A 19,030-nucleotide genomic window follows, 5' to 3' on the forward strand; every position below is an offset into this window, starting at 1 on the left:
CTCTCTGGGGCGCGTACTCGCTGGTCGGCACGCTGGAAGACATGACAGAGGCAGTGCGGCTGGACGCCGTGAGCAAGGTGTACGGCAAGGGGCAGGGCGCGGTGGCGGCCCTGCGGGAGGTGTCGGTCGGCATCCCGCGCGGCTCGTTCACCGCCGTGATGGGACCGTCGGGGTCGGGCAAGAGCACGTTCCTGCACTGCGCGGCGGGGCTGGACGTGCCGTCGTCCGGCTCGGTGCGGCTCGGCGGCACCGAGCTGGCCGGGATGGGCGAGACGGAGCTGACCGAGCTGCGCAGGCAGCGGGTCGGCTTCGTGTTCCAGGCGTTCAACCTGGTCCCGGCGCTCGACGTGGTCGAGAACGTCACCCTCCCCCTCCGCCTGTCCGGCGCCCGGGCGCCGCACGGCCTGCTGGAGGACATCCTGCGCAGGGTGGGCCTGGAGGGCCGCGCCGGGCACCGTCCCGCGCAGCTCTCGGGCGGGCAGCAGCAGCGGGTGGCCATCGCCAGGGCGCTGATCACCGGCCCCGAGGTGGTGTTCGGCGACGAGCCGACCGGCGCGCTTGACACGATGACGGCCAGGGACGTGCTGCGGCTGCTGCGCGAGGTGGTGGACGGCATGGGCCAGACCGTGGTGATGGTCACGCACGACCCGCTGGCCGCCTCGTACGCCGACACCGTGCTGTTCCTGGCCGACGGCCGGATCGTGGACTCGATGAGCGACCCGGCCCCCGAGAAGGTGGCCGAGCGGATGACCAGGCTGGGGGCGTGGAAGTGATCGGCTTGGCGTGGAAGACGTTGCGCGACCGCAAGGGCGCGTTCGCGGGGGCGTTCGTGGCGCTGCTGTGCGCCGCCGCGCTGGTGTGCGCGTGCCTGATGCTGCTGGAGACCGGGCTGCGCGGCTCGGTCTCGCCCGAGCGGTACGCGGGCGCGCCCGTGATCGTGGCCGCCGACCAGTACGTGCGGGAGACCGTCGCCAAGGGCGACGGCGAGACCAAGACGAAGGCCAAGCCGCTGGCCGAGCGCGCCTGGCTGCCCGAGTCGGTCGTCGGGACGCTGCGGCGCACGCCCGGCGTGTCGAGGGTGGTGGCCGAGGTGACGTTCCCGTTCGGCCCGTACACGGGTCATGGCTGGGAGTCGGCCGCGCTCACCCCGTTCACGATCGAGCGGGGGCGCGAGCCGCGCGCCTCCGGCGAGATCGTGGTGGACGCCCGCGCCGGGCTGGAGGTGGGGGCACGGCTGCGCGGGTACCGCGTCGTGGGCGTCACCGCGCAGGCCCTGCCGAGCCAGGACACCGTGTTCTTCAGCACCGCGCAGGCCCGCCGCCTGGCCGGGCACCCCGGCATGGTCAGCGCCGCCGGCGTCTTCCCCGCCGTCGCGCGGGCGCCGCAGGGGGCCGTGCTGTACGCCGGGGACGAGCGCGGCCGGCTGGAGTTCCTGGACGCGGAGCAGGCCAGGGTCAAGCTGATCAGCATGGGCGGTGCGCTGGCCGGGACGTCGCTGATCGTGGCCGTCCTCGTCGTGGTGGGCACGTTCGCGCTGTCGATCCAGCAGCGCCAGCGCGAGCTCGCGCTGCTGCGGGCGGTGGGCGCCACGCCGCGCCAGATCCGCCGGCTGGTGGGCGGCCAGGCGCTGGCGGTGGGCGTGCTGGCGGGGGTGCCGGGGGCCGCGGCGGGCGTCGGGCTGGGCCTGTGGCTGCACTCGGTCTTCGTGGCGCTCGGCGCGACCCCGGCGAACCTGTCTCTGGTCGTCAGCCCGTTCCCCCCGCTGGCCGCACTGCTCGCCACCGTCGCCGCCGCCTGGGCCGCGGCCCGGGTCTCCGCCCGCCGCCTGGCCAGGATCCGCCCTGTGGAGGCGCTCGGGGAGGCGGCGCTCGACGACGGGCGGCTGCCCCGGTGGCGGCTGGTGGCGGGGCCGGTGCTGGTGGCCGGGGCCGTGACGCTCACCCTGGTGCTGTCGGGGCTGGACACGGAGGCCGCCGCCACGCCGGTGACCATGCTGACCGCGCTGCTCTGGACGGTCGCCGTGTCGGTGCTGGGGCCGCTGCCGGCCGGGGCCGTCCGGCTGCTCCCGCTGCCGTGGGCCGGGGCGAGCGGTTTCCTGGCCGCCAGGAACCTGCGCGCCACCCCCAAGGCGCTGGCCTCCGTGCTGTCGCCGCTCACCCTGATGGTGGCGATGACCTGCACGATCCTGTTCGCCCAGACCACGATGGGCGCCGCCGCCGAGGAGCAGGCCGCCGCCGGCATCCGCGCGGACCACGTGCTGTCCGGCGCCTCCGCCGAGGAGATCCGGCGGGTTCCCGGCGTGCAGGCCGTCACGCAGGTGCTGCGCACCTCGGTCCGGTTCGGCCTGGACAAGTACCCGGCCCAGGCCGTCACCTACGACCCGCGCACGATGGACCTGGGGGTCGTCGCCGGCACGATGGACGGCTTCGGCGCCGGCTCGGTGGCGCTCAGCGGCACCGCCGCCGCCCGCCTCTCCCTCTCGCCGGGGGACCGGGCCAGGCTCACGCTCGGCGACGGCACCCCGGCCACGCTGAAGGTGGCCGCCGTCTACTCCCGCGGCCTCGGCTTCGGCGACGTGACGCTGCCGTACGAGCTGGTACAAGGCCACGTGGACGACCCGTCGGGCACCCTCCTGGTCGCGGCCCCCGGGGTCGCCCTGCCGGGCGCGGCGCCCGAGGCGGCACCGACCGGCTCCGCCGATCCGCAGGTCACCTTGGTGGCGCTCGGCCTGATCATCGCCTTCACCGCCATCGCCGTGGTCAACACCCTGGCCATGGCGACCTCGGGCCGGGCCAGGGAGCTGGCCGTGCTGCGCCTGGCGGGCACCACCCGGCGTCAGGTCCTGCGCATGCTCCGCCTGGAGACGCTCTGCGCCGTGCTGGCCTCCGCGGTGACGGGCACGGCGGTGGCGCTGGCGACGCTGGCGGCGTTCGGGGCGGGGATGACGGGATCGGCGGTGCCGTACGTGCCGCCGGTGGCGTACGTGCTGGTGATCGCCGCGGCGACGGCCCTGGCTCTGCTGTCCACGTCCCTCCCCGCCCGCCTGGCCCTCAGGACCCGCCCGGCGGAGGCGGTGTCATCGGCCTGAGAGGACCCTCTCGTACAGCTCCAGGTACCGATCGGCCATCACCGACGGCGAGAACCGGCGGCGGGCCTCCTGGCGGCACTCCTCGGGGTCGATCTCGTCCACCCGGAGCACCCACTCCGCCAGCTCCTCCTCGGTGTCGGCCAGGAAGCCGGTACGGCCGTGGTCGATGATCTCCGGCAGGCAGCCGCGCCGCAGGCCGACCGGCGGGACGCCGAGCGCAAGGGCCTCCACGACGGCCGTGCCGCCCGGCTCGTCCCACTGGATCGGGAAGAGGGCGGCGCGGGCCGAGGCGTACAGCCGGTCCCTGTCGGGGCCGCCGACGGCACCGACCCACCGGACCAGGTCGCCGTCGAGGTAGCGGGACACCTGGTCGAGGTGGTAGCGCACGTCCGGGTGGCTGTGCAGCGGGTGGTAGGGGTTCTGGGCCACGACGTCCAGCTCGGCGGGCGTGTTGCGGCCGCTCACCGGGCCGGCCAGGACCAGCGGGAGCCCGAGCTTCTGGCAGATCCTGGCCGCCACGTGCTGGCCCTTGAGCCCGCAGATGCGGCCCATCACCACCAGGTGCTCGCCCTGGTCCGCGCGCGGGGCGTGGTCGGCGAGCGGGGTGGCGAGGTGGACGGCGCCGAGCGAGGCGGCGCGCAGGGCTTCGGGGGCGCGGGCGACCTGCGATTCCGAGACGCCGTTGACCGCGATCGAGGCCGGGAACGCGCCGTAGAAGGCGGGATGTTTGTGCAGGTCCCAGTGAAGGGTGTGGAGGACGGGCGGGCCGCCGAGCGCCGAGAGCACCGCGGGGCCCACCACCTCGACGTGGTCGTGCACGAGGTCGATGTCGTCGCGCCGGCGCAGCTCGGACACCACCCGGGCCAGGTGGGCGTGGGTGATGCCCATGACCTGGTTGTACGGTTTCTGCAGCTCGGTGAACTGCTCGTCCTCGTACACGCTGATCAGCTCGTCCACCTCGAGCGTGCTGGAGCCGACGGAGGCCAGCACCACCTGCACGCCGCGCGAGCGCAGCGCCGGCACCAGCGTGGCCACCACGTTCTCGATCCCGCCGTAGCCGGCGGGTGGAACCGTGAGCCACGGCCCCGCGTTCACCAGGACTTTCATGCCAGATCCTCCTCCAGTACGAGGGAGGCGAGCGGAGGTCGCTCCGCCACGGCCACGTCCACCAGGTCGGCGTGCCCGTCGAGCCCGAACTGCAGGAGCGTGTGCGCCGGAGGCTCCGACGCGAGCACGCGGCCCTGCCGTTCCAGGCGGGACCAGGCGGTGAGCATGATCTGCCCGGCCATGCGGCCGAGCGCGGGGATCGACTGGTGCGTGTGCGTGCGGTGCCCCAGGTCCACCTGGGCCATGGCGTCCAGCCCGACGAGGTGGAGCAGGTCGACGAGGAGCCCGAACTCCACGCCGTACTCGGTGACGAAGGGCACCTGTTCGAGCACCTCGCGCCGGGCGGCGTACTCGCCGCCGAGCGGCTGGGCGAAGCCGGCCAGTTCTGGCCAGAACATATTGAGCAGCGGCCTGGCCACCAGCTCGGTCACGCGCCCGCCGCCGCCCTGCTGGGCGACGCCGTCCGAGCCGATGTACGGCCGTTCGTAGGTTGCCTTGACGAAGTGGGTGTCGGCGTCGACCAGCAGCGGGCCGACCAGGCCCGACACGTAGTGCGCGCCGAAGCTGCGCAGGTCGCTGTCGATGTAGACGACGATGTCCCCCTTGGAGGCGGCAAGCCCTTTCCACAGGGCTTCGCCCTTGCCTGTGAGGGGTGGGAGGTGGGAGAGAACCTCGCCCTGCGCCACCACGCGGGCGCCCGCCTCGCGGGCCCGCTGGGCGGTGGCGTCGGTCGAGTTGGAGTCGACGACGAGGACTTCGTCGACGAGTGGCGTGTGCTCGACGAGGTCGCGGCGGATCGCGGCGACGATGTCGCCCACCGTGCTCTCCTCGTCACGTGCGGGAAGGACCACGCTGACCGTGGTGTCTCCCTTGGCCATCATTAAGGCGTCCACCGGCCACTCTGCTGCGGTGCTCGAGTGCGGGCCGTACCACTCCTGGACCCTGGCCAAGGCTCGCATATCTGTCTCCATGCATCAGCCCCGATCTCATGAGGTCACGACTTCTGCCCGGTCTATAGGCACTTGAACATGTTTGTTTGATTCGGCCTAGACGTGGCATATGCCGGGTTGTGTCCCCAATGACCCGTGTCGGCATCATAGGTGCCGGAAATGTCGCCGCTCGTCATGCTGACGTCCTGTCCGGATTCCCCGATGTCACGATCGCTGGGATCGCCGACACCGATTCCCACAGGGCCGAGGCGCTGGCCTCGAAGCACGGCTCCCCCGCCTACGGCGGCCATGCCGACCTGCTCAGCGCCGGCGGTCTTGACGCTGTCTACGTCTGTGTGCCTCCTTTCGCGCACGGTAACCCGGAACAAGATGTTCTGTCGTGCAATCTCCCGATTTTCGTGGAAAAACCCCTTTCGCTAGACCTCAAAACCGCAGAATCCATCGCGTCCGAAATCGCGCGGAGATCTCTGCCCTCGGCCGTCGGCCACCACTGGCGTTACCTGGACATCGTCCAGCAGGCCCGCGACCTGCTCTCCGGCCGTCCGGTGCAGCTCGCGCTCGGCCACTGGCTGGACAAGGTGCCGCCGGTCGCGTGGTGGCTGGACCCGAACATGTCCGGCGGCCAGATCGTGGAACAGGCGGTCCACGTCCTGGACCTGGCCCGGCTGCTCGTGGGCGAGGTGTCCATGGTGCACGTGGTGCCCGCGGAGAACGCCGTGGACGGTGAGGTGGACCGGGCCACGGCCGCGGTGCTGCGCTTCTCCGGCGGGGCCGCCGGGCTGCTGGCCACCTCCTGCCTGCTCGCCCACAAGCACCGGGTGGGGCTGGAGGTGTGCGCCGACGGGATCGCGCTGGAGCTCAGCGAGACCAGGCTGCTCGTGGACGGCGAGCGCGTGATCGAGGACGACGGCCAGGCCAAGGTGCGGGTGGACCGCGAGTTCATCAACGCCGTGCAGGGCAAGCAGGCCGATGTCCGCGTACCGTACGAGGAGGCGCTGCGCACCCACCGCCTGGCGCTCGCACTCGCCCGATCCGCCGTCGAACGGAGGCCGGTGACGCTCGATGATGACCAGTAACATTCTCAGCATCGACGAGCCGGGCGAGGTCTGCCTGGTCGAGGAGAAGCTGCCCGACGTGCCCGAGGGCGGGTTCCTGGTGGAGACCGTCTACAGCGGGGTCTCGGCCGGCACCGAGCTGACCTTCGTCAAGGGCACCAACCCCTACCTCACCTCGACGTGGGACCCGTCGCTCGGGTTGTTCCTGGAGGGCTCGCCGTCGGTGGCGTACCCGGTGCGCGGCATCGGGTACATGCAGGTCGGCAGGGTGGCCGAGACGCGGACGCGGGCCGTGCGCGAGGGCGCGCTGGTCGCGATGTGTTACGGGCACCGCACGGCGTACGTGGCCGACCCGATGACGGACCGGTTCGTGGAGCTGCCGGGCGACCTCGACCCCCTGCTCGGCATCTACGTCGCCCACATGGGCCCCATCTGCGCCAACGGCCTCCTGCACGCGGCGCACGACCTGCACGGCCCGGCCGTGCGCGACCTCGGCGACGGCGTGCGCGGGCGGCGCGTCGTGGTGGTGGGCGCGGGGGTGGTCGGGCTGCTGACGGCCCTGTTCGCCATCTCCGGCGGCGCGGCCGAGGTCGTGGTCGTGGACGAGACCCCGGCCAGGCTGGAGATCGCCGCGGCGCTCGGCGCCGAGGTGCTGGCCGCCGACGACGACCCGGCCGTCGTGCTCAAGCGCCGCTGGCGGCACGCCCCGAACGACCGCGGCGCGGACGTGGTCTTCCAGTGCCGCGGCCGGCCCAGGGCGCTGGCGCTCGGGCTACGGCTCCTGCGCCCCCAGGGCACGCTGGTGGACCTGGCCTTCTACACCGACGGCGCCGACGAGGTCCGGCTCGGCGAGGAGTTCCACCACAACGGGCTGACCCTGCGCTGCGCCCAGATCGGCCGGGTGCCGCGCGGCCTGGCCCACGCCTGGGACAGGGAGCGGCTCTCGCACGAGACCATCACCCTGCTCAGGCAGCACGGCGGCCCGCTACGCGAGCACGTGATCACTGATGTCGTCGGCTTTTCTGATGCGCCCCGGCTCCTGACCGGACTCGCGGCGCGTCGGCTTCAGACCGTTCAGGCTGTGCTCCGCGACGATGTCCAGGATGAGGGCGGCTGACCAGCTGAAGTCCCGGCAGCCGTGACCGCGCAGCGTGAGCGGGTTGAAGTACTCGCGGAAGCCCGACAGGCTCACCGCCCGCATCATCGCGTCCGCGAGCATCCTGGCCAGGTCGGGGCGGCGCTCCCGCAGCCCCTGCCAGACCAGCCAGCTCACGTTGACCCAGCTCGGGCCGCGCCAGTAGCGGGCCGGGTCGAACTCGGGCGCGTCCAGGGCGTAGCTGGGCAGCGGCATGTCGGTCAGCCCGAACCGGGAGATCGCCGTCCCGATCAGCGCGTCGGCGACCTCGGGCGGCAGGCCCGGCAGCATGAGCGGCGTCAGCCCCGCCACGCTGCTGGAGTGGATCAGGGCGCCGCTGTGCACGTCGCGCGCCTGGAAGAGCTTGCCGTCGAAGAGGTGCGTCACCATGGCCTTGGTGATCGCCTCGGCCTCGCGCCGGTGCGGCTCCGGGTCCAGACCGAGCTCCGCGGCGATGGTGGCCAGCGTCGACTCCGCCACGCCGTACGCGGCGTTGAACAGCGGATCCTCGACCTGGAACGCGCCAGGCTCGCGGTAGCCGGACTCGCGGTAGGCCTGGGCGAGCTCGACGTACTGGATGTAGTCGCGGTCGGTGGGCCGCTCGTCGGCGCTGACCGTCTGCAGGTCCCTGCGGACGAACCCGGTCGCGCTCGCCTGCACGGCCGCCAGCGGCAGGTCCCAGGCCGGGCTGTTGTCCATGCCCGACTCCCAGGGGTGCACGATCGAGATCAGCCCCTCGGCGGAGCGGCGCTGCTGACGCAGGAACTCCTGCTGCGCGACCAGCCGGGGGTAGATCCGGCGCAGGAACGCCGGGTCGGGCTCGGCCTGGTGCGTCTTCCACGCGGCCAGCGCGTGCACCGGGGGCTGGACGATGCCGGAGGTCCGCGCCCCGGAGGGCGCGGACGTCCGCCAGAAGTCGGAGCTGGGGAAGTAGGCGTCCTCCGGCACCCGCGGGTTGAAGACGATGTGCGGCACCCGGCCGTCGTACCACTGGGCCCCGAACAGGCTCAGCAGCTCCGTCCTGGCCCTGCGGGGCGACCAGCGGGCGTTGCCGATCGCGATGAACGCGGAGTCCCAGCTCCACTGATGGGGGTAGAGGCGACGGGAGGGAACCGTGTAACTGCCGTCCCAGTTGCTGACCAGGACGCGCACGGCGTCGCGGAGGATCATAGATACTTCCTCACGAATGCTGCGGTTTGGGGAAGAACGATCTCGGGCTCGCCGCGGAGCCGGCATTCCAGGGCGAGGTAACCGTCGAAGCCGACGGCGTCGAGCGTGGCGAGCTGCGCACCCCAGTCGAGGTGCCCGGTGCCCGGCTGGTTCCTGTTCGACTCGCTGATCTGCATGTGCGCGATGTACGGGGCCGCGTCGATCAGCGCGCGGCAGGGGTCGTCCTCCTCGATGTTCATGTGGTAGGTGTCGCCGACGATCCTGATGGAGTCCATGGCGCAGTAGGAGACGGCCTCGGCCAGCGTGTTGACCATGTGGTTCTCGTACCGGTTGAGCGGCTCCAGCATGATCAGCACGCCGTTGCGGTGCGCGTGCTCGCCGAGGATGCCCAGCGCCTCGGCCAGCACCTCGCGGTCCTCCTCGGGGCTGCGCGGCGGCTCGAACGGCGGCAGTCGGCGGGAGAACTGCCCCCAGGAGGCGGGCGTCATGACGCCGATGCCGCCCAGCTCGGCGATGACCGTGAGCTGGGAGCGGAGCTGCTGGATGGCGTCCTTGCGCTTGGCGGGGTCGAAGTCGCCGATGAAGTGCGGCATGTCCACGCACACCGTCGGCATCTCCACGCCGTCGGCCCGTGCCCGCTTGAGCTCCGTCAGGCGGCCCGCGAAGTGGAAGTCGCCCTTGCCGCGCAGCTCGATGGCGTCGAAGCCGGCATCGAGGGCGAACGCGAACTTCTCCTGCAGCGAGCGACCGGGCAGAAGCTGCTCCTGTACGGCGAGCTTCACTGTTTACTCCTCAAATTGGAAGACGAGCTGGAGTACCTCGGACTGGTGCTTGTCGAGCAGGTCGAAGGCCTCGGCAGCCCGGTCGACGGGCATGACGTGGGTGACGAGCTCGCGGGCGTCGACCTCTCCGCGGTGCACGAGCTCCATGAACGTGCGCTGCAGCCGCTCGACGTCCCACCGGTGCGCCAGCCACGAGGCGACGCCGCCGATCTGGGAGGAGACGAGCTGGACCTGGTTGTGATGGAACTCCTCGCCGAGCCGCAGCCCGATGCCGTCGCCCTGGTAGAACCCGGCGGCCACCACCCGGCCGCCCTTGCGGACGGTCCTGATCGCCTCGTGCAGGCCGAGGTGGCTGCCGCTGAGCTCGATGACGGTGTCGGCGCCCACCACGCGCTTGCGCATGAATTCGGCGACCGACCCGGAGGCCACGTCGAACGTCTCGGCCGCGCCGAACTTCCTGGCCAGCTCCAGCCGGTCGGGGATGGCGTCGGCGGCGACCACGCGGGCCCCGCTGAGCACCGCCAGCCGGGTGGCGAGCAGCCCGATGACGCCCTGGCCGAAGATCGCGATCTGGTCGCCCAGATGCACGTCGGCGGCGTGCACGGCGTTGAGCGCGATGGCGCCCACCCGGGCGAAGACGCCGGTCAGGGCGTCGGCGCCGGGCGGCAGGACGTGGCCGACGAGCTTGTCCGCCGGGACGACGGCCTCGGCGCGGTGGCCCCAGATGCCCCACACCAGGCTGCCGACCGGCGGGTCGGCCACATCGGGCGCGGCCTCCACCACCTCGCCGACTTCCTGATAGCCCCAGCCGCTGAGTGGGTAGGCATGCGTCTGGCCCTCTACGAAGAGCCGGCGCTCGATGTCCCACTTGCGAGTGAGATAGGGGTTGGTTCCGCGGTAGGCGGTCAGCTCGGTGCCCGCTGAGACTCCTGAATAGAGAGTGCGAACTCGCACTGTGCCCGGCTCAAGCTCGGCGGGCGACTCCAGGCTGACGCGGACATGGCCTGGCTCTTCGAAGGTGATGACGCGCATTCCCCACACTTACGCTTATTGATCAAACAAAAGTCGAAGATTTAGCGCTACCTTGCACACGATAGTTGCGCTCGTAACACGCTTAAGTCTACGACTTCCGTCGGAGGTGACAGATGAAATTGGGGTTTCTGACAGCGTGTCTTCCGGAAAGCGACCTTACCGACATTGCTCACTGGGCCGCTACCCAGGGCTTCGAGGCTCTGGAGGTGGCCGGCTGGCCGGAACCGGATGACCGAAATCACATCAGAGTGGATCGTTTCGACGACGCCGAATGCGCACGGGTCCGGCGGATCTTCGCGGAGACCGGCCTGACGCTTTCCTCGATCGCCTACTACGAGAACAATCTCCACCCTACGACAGGGAAAGAAGTGAACACGCACGTCAGACGGTGTATCGAGGCCGCCGCCGCGCTCGGCTGCCCCACGGTCGGCACGTTCGTGGGCCGCGATCCCGGGCTGCCGGTACGGGAGAACCTGGCACGGGCGACCGACGTCTTCGGCCCGCTCGTCGAGCACGCCCGGCGGCACGGCGTCGAGATCGTCATCGAGAACTGCGTGATGAAAAGCTGGCATCCCGATGGTTATCCGGGCAATTTGGCCTACTCGCCCGAACTATGGGAATGGATGTTCTCGTTGGGCCTCAAGCTCAACTACGACCCTTCCCACCTCGTGGCGCTCGGCATCGATCCGGTAACGGCGCTGACCCCGTACGTCGAGAACATCGCCCACGTCCAGGCCAAGGACACGCAGTTCCTTCCCGGCAAGATCGACCGTTTCGGCTTCTACGGCCCGGTAAGCGGGGAAAAAGGATGGTACCGCTTCCGCGTACCGGGGCTCGGGCAGATCGACTGGACCAGCGTGATCGACGCGCTCTACGAGGGCGGATACGACGGAGTGGTCTCTGTGGAGCATGAGGATGCCGTGTGGAGCGGCAGCACGGAGAGGGTACAGACCGGTCTCGGTATCGCCTACCGCACGTTGCGGCCTCTTGTCCACGGGTAAGGGCGGCATATCCCCAACCAGAGGAGCGTGCCATGCCGACGAAGGTAACCGCCGTCCTCTCTGTCGCCCTGCTCGCCGCCGCCTCCCTGACGGCCTGCGGGGACGGCGGTGGCGAGCAGTCGTCAACGAGCAACGAGATCACCGTCTGGACCGAGGAGAACCTCGAGGACCGGATGGCCGTACAGAACAAGATCGTCACTGAGTTCACCCAGAAGACCGGGATCAAGGTGAAGCTGGTCGGCGTCGCCGAGGACCAGTTCAGCCAGACCCTCACCGCGGCCGCCGCGGCGGACGACCTGCCCGACGTGATCGGGGCGCTGCCGCTGGCCTCCATCCGGGAGATGGAGACCAACGAGCTGCTCGACACCGAGACGCCGGGCAAGATCGTCGACCAGCTCGGCCGCGACACGTTCTCACCGCGCGCGCTGGAGCTCGACACCTCCGGCGGGAAGCTGCTCGCGGTGCCCAGCGACGGGTGGGCGCAGCTCATCCTGTACCGCAAGGACCTGTTCGAGAAGGCGGGGCTGCAGCCGCCTGACACGTACGAGGCGCTGCAGGCGGCGGCGGCCAAGCTGAACACGGGCGGGGTCGCGGGCATCACGCTGGCGATCGCGCCGAAGGACTCGTTCACCGCGCAGAGCTTCGAGCACATCGCGCAGGCGAACGGGTGCCAGCTCGTCGACAACGCGGGAAACGTCGCCCTCGACTCGCCGCAGTGCGCGCGGGCCTTCGAGTTCTACGCGAACCTGGCGAAGAACTACTCGGTCAAGGGCAAGCAGGACGTCGACTCGACCAGGGCCACGTACTTCTCCGGCAAGGCGGCCATGATGATCTGGTCGTCGTTCATCCTCGACGAGATGGCCGGGCTGCGCAAGGACGCGCTGCCGAGCTGCCAGGAGTGCCGCGAGGACCCCGAGTGGCTGGCCAGGAACACCGGGGTGGTCACGGCGTTGAAGGGGCCCGACGGGAGCGCGCCCGCGCAGTACGGCGAGATCGTCTCCTGGGCGATCACCCGCGACGCCGCCACGGAGCCGGCGAGCAAGTTCGTCTCCTACATGATGAACGAGGGGTACGAGCGCTGGATCGGGATGGCGCCGGAGGGCAAGTTCCCCACCCGCAAGGGCTTCGAGGACAAGTGGAACAAGCTGCCCGCCGGGGTCGACTCCAAGAAGCCGCTGGCCGACGTCTACCCGGCCGACGTGCTGGAGGCGCTGCGCAAGAGCCCTGACACCTTCGCCCGGTGGGGCATCCCGCAGGGCCAGGGCAAGCTGGTCGGCGCCACGATGGGCGAGCTGCCCGTGCCCAAGGCGCTGAGCTCGGTCGTCGACGGCTCGCTGACCCCGCAGGCCGCCGCGGCCCAGGCCAAGGCGGACGTGGAATCGATCAAACGCGGGATCCGGCAGTGACGGCGACCGCGAGCAAGCCGCAGGCGCCGCAGCACCGCGGGCCCGCACGGCGCGGGCGGACGCTGCGCGAGCAGGAGGGCCGGGCCGGGCTGGCGCTCATCTCGCCCACGCTGATCATCACGCTGGTCGTGGTGGTGGTGCCGCTGCTGTGGGCGATCATGCTGGCGTTCCAGGACGCGCGGCTGATCAACATCCGGCGCGTGGGCGTCTTCGGGCACTACACGCTGGAGAACTTCACGTACGTCATGTCCGAGCCGGGCTTCTGGACGTCACTGGTCAACACGCTCGTCTACACCGTCGCGGGGACGGCGTTGTCGATCGCGATCGGGCTGGTGACGGCGCTGGCGCTGCGTGACAGGTTCAAGGGGCGGACCCTGGTACGGGCCTCGATCCTGATCCCGTACGTGGCTCCGGTGGTGGCCGTGGCGTTCCTGTGGGAGACGATGCTCAACCCGCAGTACGGCATCGTCAACACCTGGCTGAGCGAGCCGATCGCCTTCCTCACCCAGGCCAGGGGCGAGTTCCTGGGCCTCCAGGTGCCCGTGGCGCTGCTCACGGTGATCGCGTTCGAGGCGTGGCGGTACTTCCCGTTCGCCTTCCTGTTCATCCTGGCCCGGCTGCAGGCGCTGCCCGCCGAGCTGGACGAGGCCGCGGTGGTCGACGGCGCCACGCCCACCCAGCGCTTCCGGTACGTGATCATGCCGCAGCTCTGGCGGATCATCGCGCTGCTGTCGGTGCTGCGGTTCGTGTTCACCTTCACCAAGTTCGACGACGTCTACCTGCTGACCGGCGGCGGGGCCGGCACCGAGGTCGTCAGCGTGCGCGTCTACAACTTCCTGACCTCGCGCGACGACATCGGCGCCTCCGCGGCGCAGGCCATCGTGCTGGCCGTCTTCCTGGTGGTCTTCCTGGTCATCTACCTGCGGTTCTTCGCGGGAGGTGAGCGCGATGACCAGAGATAGGTTCGAGCGGGGCCTGCTCAGGGTGCTCAAGCCGCTGGTGATCGCGTTCCTCTTCCTGATCACCGCGTTCCCGTTCTTCTACATGGTGATGCTGTCGGTACGTGACATCCAGGAGCTCATCCTGGAGCCGGGCTCGCTCTGGCCGCGCAGCTTCACCCTGGACACGTACGTGAACGTGCTGACCCGGCAGGGCTTCCTGACCTTCCTCGGCAACAGCGCGATCATCGCCGTCTCCTCGGTGGCGGTCACGCTGCTGATCTCGATCCCCGGCGCGTACGCGGTCGCGCGGCTGCGCTTCTTCGGCCGGCGCCAGGTGCACTTCCTCTTCCTGGCGGTGTACCTGTTCCCGGCGATCGTGCTGGCCATCCCGCTGTTCGTGCTCTTCACCATGATCGGGCTGCGGGGGTCCCTGATCGGACTGATCCTCGTGTATATCGCGCAAACGGTGCCTGTCACGGTATACATGCTCCGCAACTACTTCGAGACCGTGCCGCAAAGCGTGGAGGAAGCGGCGGCGATCGACGGGTGCACGAGGTTGTCGACCATCTGGCGCGTGGTGCTGCCGCTGTCCAAGCCCGCGCTGATGGCCACCGGCCTCTACGCGTTCATGATCGCCTGGAACGAGTTCCTGTTCGCCCTGCTCTTCCTGGTGGAGAGGAGGGAGAGCTGGACGGTTTCCCTGGGGCTCTCTCAGCTCGCGGGGAGCATAGAGATCCCGACGACGGTTCTGATGGCAGGATCGGTGGTGCTCACGCTGCCCATCGTGATCGTGTTCTTCGCCAGCGAGCGACTGCTGACGGAGGGCCTCACCGCAGGAGCGGAGAAGGGATAGACCATGCTGACGGCAGGGCAGATCCTCCAGCTCATCCGCGATGGCTCCTGCCGGACGCGCAAGGAACTGATCGAGTTCACCGGCCTGTCCCGGTCGACGATCACCGACCGGGTCGACCGGCTCATCGACGCCGGCTACATCCACGAGTCCGGGGTCGGCGCCTCCGGGGGCGGGCGACCGCCCTCGGTGCTCGACGTGGACGCCACGAGGCGCCTGATGCTGGTGGCCGACCTGGGCGCCCACCATGCCAGGGTGGCGCTCACCGACCTGGCCGCCCGGCCGATGGCCGAGGAGCACACCGAGATGCGCATCGAGCTCGGCCCCGACGCCGTGCTGTCGTGGGTGCGTGAGGCGTTCCAGCGGATGCTGGACAGGGTGGGGCGGCCGGCGGGCGAGGTGTGCGGGATCGGCCTCGACCTGCCCGGCTCGGTCGACCCCGCCACCGGGCGGGTGATCAGGTCGTTCCTGATGCCCGGGTGGGACGACCATCCGGTGCGCGAGGCGATCAGGTCCACCTTCGACGTGCCGATCCTCGTGGAGAACGACGCCAACGCGATGGCGCTGGGCCAGTGGTGGTCGTCCTGGCGCGACACCGACTCGCTGGTCCTCATCAAGGTGTCCACCGGGATCGGCACCGGCATCATCCTCGACGGGCAGATCTATCGCGGCGTCGAGGAGGCCGCCGGGAACATCGGGCACGTCCGGCTGCGCGAGACCGACGACCGGGTCTGCACCTGCGGCTCGCGCGGCTGCGTGGCCTCGCTGGCCAGCGGCCACGCCGTGGCCACCGACCTGGACGTGGCCTCCAGCCGCGACGTGGTCCGGCTCGTGCAGGCCGGCGACCCCGAGGCCATCGCCCGCGTCCAGGAGGCCGGGCGCACGCTCGGCGTGGTGCTGGCCACGGCGGTCAGCCTGCTCAACCCGGGCGTGCTGGTGCTGGCCGGGGACATGGCGGAGACCAGGGAGCACTACCTGACGGGCATCAGGGAGATCGTCTACCGGCGCAGCCTGCCGTACACGACGCGCAACCTGGAGATCGTCACGAGCTCGCTGGGCGACCGGGCGGGGATCGTCGGGATGGCGGTGATCGTCATGGAGCACGTGCTCTCCCCCGCCTCCGTGGACGCGGCCCTGGCCGAGAAGGCCAACCTGGTCAACTGAGGGCGCGGCGCAGCAGGGCGGGCGCCTCGACGAGCGAGGGGCCGTACCAGGTGAGCAGGCGGCCGCTGACCGGCACGCACCTGAGGCCGGGGAAGGACTCGGGGCCGTCGGTCTCGCTGAACGCGTAGGGCTCGTCGGGCAGCACCACCAGCTCGGGCCGCCGTTCCACCAGCTCGGGCAGCGGGATCCTGGGGTAACGCTCGGGGTGGTCGGCGTACAGGTTGTCCACGCCGAGGCGCCGGAGCACGTCGCCGGTGAACGTGTCGCGCCCCACCACCATCCACGGCCGGCGCCAGATCGGCACGACCGCCGTCCGCCTCGGGCCGTCGAAGGGCGCCCGCCACGCCTGCCGCGCCCGCGCCAGCCATCCGGGCGGCTCCGTACGGCACGCGACCGCGAACATGCGCTCCAGCGACGCGAACGCCTCCTCCACCGTCTCGATCCTCGTCACCCACACCGCCACGCCCGCCTCGCGCAGCGCCTCGATGTCGGGCGGCCGGTTCTCCTCGGCGTTGGCCAGCACCACGTCGGGGGCGAGCCGCCTGATCGCGTCCAGGTCGGGGTTCTTGGTGCCCCTGACCCTGGCCACGTCGAGATCCGCCGGGTGCGAGCACCAGTCGGTCGCCCCGACCAGCGCGCCGGGCAGGCTCGCCGCCACCGACTCGGTCAGCGAGGGCACCAGGGAGACGATCCGCCTCACGGTCACGGGAATCTTCACGGCCGCACCGGTGTCATCATCCACATCAGCAAGCCTAGATCTGCGGATCTGATGATCGTTTGTCGGCGCGGAGCCGTAGACTCCAGGCAAAGATCGTTAACTCGTGATCGGGGGACGACGGTTGCAGCGCGAGTCGCTCGGCTTCGATCCGAAAACACCCAGCGTGGCCAGGCTCTACGACTACCTTCTCGGCGGCAAGGACCACTTCCCCGCCGATCGCGCGGCGGCGGAGCGGATCCTCGAGGTGGCTCCCGAGCTGCGGGCCGCGGCGCGGGCCAACCGCGCGTTCCTCGGCCGGGCGGTGCGCTTCCTCGCCGGGGCCGGCGTCGAGCAGTTCCTCGACATCGGCACGGGCCTGCCCGCGCCCGGCAACGTGCACGAGGTGGCTCCCGCGGCGCGGGTGGTCTACGTCGATCGCGATCCCGTGGTGCTCGTGCACGCCAGGGCGCTGCTGGCCGGCCAGGGCGACACGACCGTGGTCGAGGGCGACCTGCGCGAGCCCGAGGCGCTGCTGAAGGACCCCGAGGTGCTGCGGGCGCTCGACTTCGACCGGCCCGTGGGCGTGCTGCTGTCGGCGGTCATGCACCACGTCGAGGATGCGGACGAGCCCGAGAAGATCGTCGCGACGCTGCGCGACGCGCTGGCCCCCGGCAGCTACCTGGTCCTGTCCCACGGCACCAGCGACGCCAGGGCGGCGGCCGTCGAGCGGGCCACCGAGGTCTACCGCACCGCCGACACGCCGCTCACGCTGCGCGGGCGGGAGCGGATCGCGGGGCTGTTCCAGGGCTTCGAGCTGGTGGACCCGGGCCTGGTCTGGCTGCCCGAGTGGCGTCCCGAGCAGGCCGATCTGATCGACTTCGGCGACGGCCCGCAGTCGTCGCTGGCCCTGGGCGGCGTGGGCAGGAAGGGCTGAGGCCATGGAGATGGGGCTGGCGGTGCCGCAGTACGGCAGGTTCGCGCGGCTGTCCAGCGTGCTGCGGGTGGCGCGCGAGGCCGAGTCGATGGGCCTGCACAGCCTGTGGGCCGGCGACCGGCTGCTGACGCCGCTGGCGCCGAAGGACCGATACCCGGCCGGCGACGGGCGGATCCCCGAGGCGCACCGGGTGTTCCTCGACCCGTTCGCGGTGCTGTCGGTGGCCGCGTCGGCGACCTCCACCGTGCGGCTGGGCACCAGCGCGCTCAACGCCTGCTGGTACGCCCCGGCCGTCCTGGCGCGATCGCTCACCACGATCGACCACCTCAGCGGCGGACGGCTCGACGCCGGTCTCGGGCTGGGCTGGTCCTCCGACGAGTACGCCGCCGCCGGGGTGCCGTGGCAGGGCCGGGCCCGGCGCTACGAGGCGACGCTCGACGCGCTGGAGGCGATCTGGACCACCGACCCGGTGTCCTACGAGCACGAGCTGTGGACGATCGCGCCCAGCCACATCGAGCCCAAACCGGCCCGGCGCCCGCCGCTCTACCTGGCGGGCTTCTCCGAGGCGGCGCTGCGCCGCATCGGGCGCAGGGGCGACGGCTGGCTGACGGCGGCGCTGCCGGTCCCCGTGCTCACGTCGATGTGGCAGACCGTGTGCCGCGCCGCGGAGCAGGCCGGCCGCGACCCCGCCGGCCTGCGCATGATCCTGCGCTCCAACCCGCTGATCACCGAGGGCGGCACGCCGCCCAGGAGCGGCACCGTCGCCGAGATCTCCGCCTACCTGGCCACCGCGGCGCAGGCAGGCGTGCACGAGGTCATCCTGGATCTGCAGCACACCGCGACGAGCGACGAGCACCTGCTCGACCTGGCGGCGGCCGTGCGGGCCGAGCTGGCGGAGCTGGCAGGGCGCTCGGGCGAAGCGCCTCGCGCGGGGCTTACTTGAGGGCGGCCAGCGCGCCGTCGTAGTCGGGCTCCTGCGTGATCTCCGGCACGAGCTCGGAGTACACCACCTTGTTGTCGCCGTCGAGCACGACCACCGCGCGCGCGGCCAGGCCGGCCAGCGGCCCCGACTCCTGGGAGACGCCGTAGTCGCTCAGGAACTCGCGGCCCCGCATGAGCGACAGCGTGGTCACGTTCTCCAGGCCCTCGGCGCCGCAGAACCGCTTCTGGGCGAAGGGCAGGTCCGCCGAGATGCACAGCACCGCCACGTCGGGGTGCTCGGCGGCGACCTCGTTGAAGCGGCGGACGGACGCCGCGCACACGCCGGTGTCGAGGCTCGGGAAGATGTTGAGGACCTTGGTCTGCTGCCCGAAGTCCGCCAGCGTGCGCTCGGCCAGGTCGGCGCCCACGAGGCGGAACGCGGGAGCGCTGTCGCCGGGCTTCGGGAAGGTGCCGGCCACGGTGATGGGGTTGCCCTTGAAGGTGACGGACATGGAAAGCCTCCTGATAACGATGTTCTCCCAGCATCGTGATCCTATCGGCGTCCCCTGCCGGGCCCAGTCGTGGCGGGCCGCGTGCCGGCCGAGCCGGACCCGCGTCCGCACGCCCGCCAGATCCATCAGCGCCCGCAGCCGTCGCTGGAGCGTGTGCGGCGACAGGTCCGGCTGGAGCGCCGCGCCCTTGACGCCGGGCAGGGCGTGGACGGCCCGGGCGCCGGTCACGCTTGTGGGAGTGAGGGGCATGAACCGGGTTCCACCGGTTCGGATGATCGGCGGGGA

17 protein-coding genes are annotated in these 19,030 nt (G+C 71.1%); 11 read left to right on the forward strand and 6 right to left on the reverse strand.

The window, feature by feature from the left end; translation table 11 throughout:
- Positions 1 to 41: 41 nt before the first annotated feature.
- Together AB0I79_RS22550 and AB0I79_RS22555 are read left to right on the forward strand one after the other, a co-directional pair.
- On the forward strand, positions 42 to 773 hold the full coding sequence (locus AB0I79_RS22550) for an ABC transporter ATP-binding protein (protein ID WP_357875885.1): 732 nt from the start codon (positions 42 to 44) through the stop codon (positions 771 to 773).
- Positions 764 to 3,088 (forward strand): ABC transporter permease, encoded by a 2,325-nt coding sequence (locus AB0I79_RS22555; protein WP_357875887.1) that lies wholly within the window; start codon positions 764 to 766, stop codon positions 3,086 to 3,088. The genes AB0I79_RS22550 and AB0I79_RS22555 overlap by 10 nt, the downstream gene beginning before the upstream one ends.
- Here the strand turns inward: AB0I79_RS22555 and AB0I79_RS22560 are convergent.
- Both AB0I79_RS22560 and AB0I79_RS22565 read right to left on the reverse strand, forming a co-directional pair.
- Entirely contained in the window at positions 3,077 to 4,195 is a 1,119-nt protein-coding gene (locus tag AB0I79_RS22560) for a glycosyltransferase (RefSeq protein WP_357875889.1), read from the reverse strand. The two genes, AB0I79_RS22555 and AB0I79_RS22560, sit on opposite strands and share 12 nt — an antisense overlap.
- A complete protein-coding gene (locus AB0I79_RS22565) occupies positions 4,192 to 5,154 on the reverse strand; it encodes a glucosyl-3-phosphoglycerate synthase (RefSeq protein WP_357875891.1) in 963 nt (320 codons plus the stop codon). Before AB0I79_RS22565 ends, AB0I79_RS22560 begins: the two co-directional genes overlap by 4 nt.
- A 119-nt stretch (positions 5,155 to 5,273) precedes the next feature.
- Here AB0I79_RS22565 and AB0I79_RS22570 point away from each other — a divergent pair, with 119 nt between their 5' ends.
- Together AB0I79_RS22570 and AB0I79_RS22575 are read left to right on the forward strand one after the other, a co-directional pair.
- Positions 5,274 to 6,221, forward strand: coding sequence for a Gfo/Idh/MocA family oxidoreductase (locus tag AB0I79_RS22570; protein WP_357875893.1), 948 nt, complete (start codon positions 5,274 to 5,276; stop codon positions 6,219 to 6,221).
- Positions 6,208 to 7,317, forward strand: a complete 1,110-nt coding sequence (locus AB0I79_RS22575; RefSeq protein WP_357875895.1) for a zinc-binding dehydrogenase — start codon at positions 6,208 to 6,210, stop codon at positions 7,315 to 7,317. The genes AB0I79_RS22570 and AB0I79_RS22575 overlap by 14 nt, the downstream gene beginning before the upstream one ends.
- Positions 7,318 to 8,501: 1,184 nt before the next feature.
- Here the strand turns inward: AB0I79_RS22575 and AB0I79_RS22580 are convergent.
- Both AB0I79_RS22580 and AB0I79_RS22585 read right to left on the reverse strand, forming a co-directional pair.
- Complete coding sequence (locus AB0I79_RS22580; RefSeq protein WP_357875897.1) at positions 8,502 to 9,287, reverse strand: sugar phosphate isomerase/epimerase family protein; 786 nt, start codon at positions 9,285 to 9,287, stop codon at positions 8,502 to 8,504.
- 3 nt (positions 9,288 to 9,290) lie between these two features.
- Positions 9,291 to 10,319 (reverse strand): zinc-binding dehydrogenase, encoded by a 1,029-nt coding sequence (locus AB0I79_RS22585; RefSeq protein WP_357875899.1) that lies wholly within the window; start codon positions 10,317 to 10,319, stop codon positions 9,291 to 9,293.
- Positions 10,320 to 10,432: 113 nt separating this feature from the next.
- On the opposite strand from AB0I79_RS22585, the gene AB0I79_RS22590 reads away from it, so the two are divergent.
- The 5 genes from AB0I79_RS22590 to AB0I79_RS22610 are packed head-to-tail and all read left to right on the forward strand — an operon-like array spanning position 10,433 to position 15,681.
- Positions 10,433 to 11,320, forward strand: a complete 888-nt coding sequence (locus AB0I79_RS22590; protein ID WP_357875901.1) for a sugar phosphate isomerase/epimerase family protein — start codon at positions 10,433 to 10,435, stop codon at positions 11,318 to 11,320.
- A gap of 32 nt (positions 11,321 to 11,352) precedes the next feature.
- On the forward strand, positions 11,353 to 12,726 hold the full coding sequence (locus AB0I79_RS22595) for an extracellular solute-binding protein (protein WP_357875903.1): 1,374 nt from the start codon (positions 11,353 to 11,355) through the stop codon (positions 12,724 to 12,726).
- The gene (locus AB0I79_RS22600; protein WP_357875905.1) at positions 12,723 to 13,688 is read left to right on the forward strand and encodes a sugar ABC transporter permease; all 966 of its coding nucleotides are present in this window, start codon (positions 12,723 to 12,725) and stop codon (positions 13,686 to 13,688) included. Before AB0I79_RS22595 ends, AB0I79_RS22600 begins: the two co-directional genes overlap by 4 nt.
- Positions 13,675 to 14,520 (forward strand): carbohydrate ABC transporter permease, encoded by an 846-nt coding sequence (locus AB0I79_RS22605; protein WP_357875907.1) that lies wholly within the window; start codon positions 13,675 to 13,677, stop codon positions 14,518 to 14,520. Before AB0I79_RS22600 ends, AB0I79_RS22605 begins: the two co-directional genes overlap by 14 nt.
- A 3-nt stretch (positions 14,521 to 14,523) precedes the next feature.
- Positions 14,524 to 15,681 carry an ROK family transcriptional regulator gene (locus AB0I79_RS22610; protein WP_357875909.1) on the forward strand — a complete coding sequence of 386 codons (1,158 nt, stop codon included), beginning with the start codon at positions 14,524 to 14,526 and terminating at the stop codon, positions 15,679 to 15,681.
- Here AB0I79_RS22610 and AB0I79_RS22615 read toward each other — a convergent pair.
- A complete protein-coding gene (locus AB0I79_RS22615) occupies positions 15,674 to 16,423 on the reverse strand; it encodes a helical backbone metal receptor (RefSeq protein WP_357875911.1) in 750 nt (249 codons plus the stop codon). The genes AB0I79_RS22610 and AB0I79_RS22615 overlap by 8 nt on opposite strands.
- Before the next feature lie 79 nt (positions 16,424 to 16,502).
- Between AB0I79_RS22615 and AB0I79_RS22620 the strand changes: the two genes are divergently transcribed.
- The gene (locus AB0I79_RS22620; RefSeq protein ID WP_357875913.1) at positions 16,503 to 17,312 is read left to right on the forward strand and encodes an SAM-dependent methyltransferase; all 810 of its coding nucleotides are present in this window, start codon (positions 16,503 to 16,505) and stop codon (positions 17,310 to 17,312) included.
- Positions 17,313 to 17,316: 4 nt separating this feature from the next.
- Entirely contained in the window at positions 17,317 to 18,255 is a 939-nt protein-coding gene (locus AB0I79_RS22625; RefSeq protein ID WP_357875915.1) for a TIGR03619 family F420-dependent LLM class oxidoreductase, read from the forward strand.
- On the opposite strand, the gene tpx is transcribed toward AB0I79_RS22625, so the two are convergent.
- Positions 18,248 to 18,994: a thiol peroxidase gene (gene tpx, locus AB0I79_RS22630; RefSeq protein WP_357875917.1), complete on the reverse strand. Its 747-nt coding sequence runs from the start codon at positions 18,992 to 18,994 to the stop codon at positions 18,248 to 18,250. The two genes, AB0I79_RS22625 and tpx, sit on opposite strands and share 8 nt — an antisense overlap.
- Between the last annotated feature and the right edge of the window lie 36 nt (positions 18,995 to 19,030).

This window comes from Nonomuraea sp. NPDC050202 (assembly GCF_040656115.1).
Taxonomy (GTDB): domain Bacteria; phylum Actinomycetota; class Actinomycetes; order Streptosporangiales; family Streptosporangiaceae; genus Nonomuraea.

Bases quoted from the DNA above. Each gene is read 5' to 3' on its own strand.
- AB0I79_RS22550 (WP_357875885.1), top strand. From the start codon at position 42: ATGACAGAGGCAGTGCGGCTGGACGCCGTGAGCAAGGTGTACGGCAAG.
- AB0I79_RS22560 (WP_357875889.1), bottom strand. From the start codon at position 4,195: ATGAAAGTCCTGGTGAACGCGGGGCCGTGGCTCACGGTTCCACCCGCC.
- AB0I79_RS22565 (WP_357875891.1), bottom strand. From the start codon at position 5,154: ATGCGAGCCTTGGCCAGGGTCCAGGAGTGGTACGGCCCGCACTCGAGC.
- AB0I79_RS22570 (WP_357875893.1), top strand. From the start codon at position 5,274: ATGACCCGTGTCGGCATCATAGGTGCCGGAAATGTCGCCGCTCGTCAT.
- AB0I79_RS22575 (WP_357875895.1), top strand. From the start codon at position 6,208: ATGATGACCAGTAACATTCTCAGCATCGACGAGCCGGGCGAGGTCTGC.
- AB0I79_RS22585 (WP_357875899.1), bottom strand. From the start codon at position 10,319: ATGCGCGTCATCACCTTCGAAGAGCCAGGCCATGTCCGCGTCAGCCTG.
- AB0I79_RS22590 (WP_357875901.1), top strand. From the start codon at position 10,433: ATGAAATTGGGGTTTCTGACAGCGTGTCTTCCGGAAAGCGACCTTACC.
- AB0I79_RS22595 (WP_357875903.1), top strand. From the start codon at position 11,353: ATGCCGACGAAGGTAACCGCCGTCCTCTCTGTCGCCCTGCTCGCCGCC.
- AB0I79_RS22605 (WP_357875907.1), top strand. From the start codon at position 13,675: ATGACCAGAGATAGGTTCGAGCGGGGCCTGCTCAGGGTGCTCAAGCCG.
- AB0I79_RS22610 (WP_357875909.1), top strand. From the start codon at position 14,524: ATGCTGACGGCAGGGCAGATCCTCCAGCTCATCCGCGATGGCTCCTGC.
- AB0I79_RS22625 (WP_357875915.1), top strand. From the start codon at position 17,317: ATGGAGATGGGGCTGGCGGTGCCGCAGTACGGCAGGTTCGCGCGGCTG.
- tpx (WP_357875917.1), bottom strand. From the start codon at position 18,994: ATGCCCCTCACTCCCACAAGCGTGACCGGCGCCCGGGCCGTCCACGCC.